Raw genomic sequence first — 2,026 nt, 5'->3', positions numbered from 1 at the left:
TAATGTGGACCCCATGTCAAGGACAATAAATAAAAAAGTACTTAAATTTGAATAAAAATGAATATATTCTCAAGGTATAAAAAACCAGGAGGATATATTTTTATGTCTAAATATTGTAAATATATAATTATAAAAGATAATGAATTAAAAATTTTAAAAACTAAAAGAATGACAGATCTAGTTAAAAGAGAACTGGGTGTCTTTGATTATCGTGATTATCTGTTTGAAGAAGATCTTTCAATCTATCTTCTTGTAAAGGATTTAAGCATTTATGATGATGATACAACTATTATATATAGAGGGTATTTGAATGATTGTGATGGTGTATTTAATGGAACTGTAATCTTTACTAAGATGGATGAACTTGGTTATGTATCTCTTTCAAATAATGATGTTGATTTAATCCTTAAACATTTATGCAAGCTACCTAATGGGTTATTTGAAATGAGATATTCTATTGATAACACTTATCAATCTTTTGATTGTTAAGTCCTTATTTAGATTTTGTCTGACCTGTTTGAATTTTGCTTTATATTCAGCAGGTTCTTTTGTTATATGATTCAATGGATAGTTTCCTGTCTTGTAATACTCAAAATATTCATTTGGTGACAGTTTAGCCAGTTTGTATTGATAACGTTCATTATTGTAATAATCAATGTAGCTATCAATCACTTCTTTTAATTCATCATACGTTGATGCTGCATTTATATATTTGCCAACCTCATCTTTCATATGTCCAAAGAATGACTCTTGGGGAGCGTTGTCCCAACAGTTTCCTCTTCTTGACATTGATTGTCTTATTTCTAAATCTTTTAGAAGATCAATAAACATAACGCTTGTATAATGAGCACCCTGATCACTATGAATCAATGCATCAGTATGAATGTTATGTTTATGATTTTCAAATAGCTGATTTATTGTTTCTAATACAAAATCCTCTTCCAATGAAGATGACAATACATATGAAAGAATTTGTTTTGTAAAACCATCTTTTACCACAGAAAGATAAGCTTTTGAACGTTTTTGACCATAAAATAGATAGGTAATATCTGTTTCTAACACATATCCAGGTCCATATTCATCAAAATGCCTTTTTAAAATATTATCCGCATAATTTGATGTCTTCAATGCTTTAGCCATTCTTCTTGCAGGATTTGCTTTCCTTATAGGACAAAATAAATTAAATTTTTTCATCAATCTTGTTATTTTCTTATGATTCATCAAGACTCCCATATGAAGAAGACGCATATGAATACCACGTCTGCCTTTATCATAACCTTTAAAATTGTAGGCCTCTAAAATCAATTCGAAGTCTTTAAGATCCTGTTCTTCTTTCTTGTTATATGTTGATGATAAATCGTTTTTCCTTTTTTTCCATGAATAGAATCCACTTCTTGATACTCCGGCATTTTCGCAAAGATACGAAACTGTTAATACATTATTTTTTGAGTTTAAAGTTCTATCGATAAGTTCATATTTTTCTCTTACTGTTTGTTCTTCGATTGTTTTGAAATTTGCTTTCTGTTGATAAATCTCACTCTTTTTAAAAAATCATTCTCCTGTTGGAGAACCTTGTTCTTATGTTTCAATCTTTCGATCTGTTCTTCTAAAGATAGCTCTTTGGTAGATGGTCTACCTGAATTATCTTTTCTTGTATCTTTAAATCCTTCTACTCGTTGAGTTTGTTTTTTTAAACGCTCAGTAAAAGTATTTCTTCGTTTAGCTCCTAATACATTTGGATCAAATCCATATTTTTTAAATATTTCAATAGGTTGTATTCCATTTTGATAATCAATCCAGTAAAGTTCTTTGAATTCTTTTGCATAAGTTATACTTTTATTAGAAACTTTCTTTACATATGGATTCTTTTCAAGTTCTTTAACCTGTTCTTCTGTAAAATAATTAACCCCCATAAACACACCACTATTCCTTCAATTATCATAATACACAAAATAAAAGCCCTGTAAAACAGGACTAAGCACCAAAGTACTTTTTTTCTTGTGTCCGTTTTACAGGGTCCATTTTA

3 protein-coding genes are annotated in these 2,026 nt (G+C 29.1%); 1 reads left to right on the top strand and 2 read right to left on the bottom strand.

What is annotated here, in order from left to right; all coding sequences use genetic code 11:
• Positions 1-102: 102 nt before the first annotated feature.
• Positions 103-489 (top strand): hypothetical protein, encoded by a 387-nt coding sequence (locus LJD34_RS15820; protein WP_022002109.1) that lies wholly within the window; start codon positions 103-105, stop codon positions 487-489.
• Here LJD34_RS15820 and LJD34_RS15815 read toward each other — a convergent pair.
• Both LJD34_RS15815 and LJD34_RS15810 read right to left on the bottom strand, forming a co-directional pair.
• Complete coding sequence (locus tag LJD34_RS15815) at positions 436-1,467, bottom strand: IS3 family transposase (RefSeq protein ID WP_256188061.1); 1,032 nt, start codon at positions 1,465-1,467, stop codon at positions 436-438. The two genes, LJD34_RS15820 and LJD34_RS15815, sit on opposite strands and share 54 nt — an antisense overlap.
• Positions 1,468-1,484: 17 nt before the next feature.
• Positions 1,485-1,913: an HTH domain-containing protein gene (locus LJD34_RS15810; RefSeq protein WP_118474002.1), complete on the bottom strand. Its 429-nt coding sequence runs from the start codon at positions 1,911-1,913 to the stop codon at positions 1,485-1,487.
• Positions 1,914-2,026 lie beyond the last annotated feature (113 nt).

Source organism: Faecalibacillus sp. MSK20_93 (assembly GCF_020589945.1).
Lineage (GTDB): Bacteria > Bacillota_I > Bacilli_A > Erysipelotrichales > Coprobacillaceae > Faecalibacillus > Faecalibacillus intestinalis.
This window is presented reverse-complemented; position numbering and strand designations above follow the sequence as displayed.

Excerpts from the sequence above, each read along its gene's own strand:
- LJD34_RS15820 (WP_022002109.1), top strand. The coding sequence starts at position 103 with ATGTCTAAATATTGTAAATATATAATTATAAAAGATAATGAATTAAAA.
- LJD34_RS15810 (WP_118474002.1), bottom strand. The coding sequence starts at position 1,913 with ATGGGGGTTAATTATTTTACAGAAGAACAGGTTAAAGAACTTGAAAAG.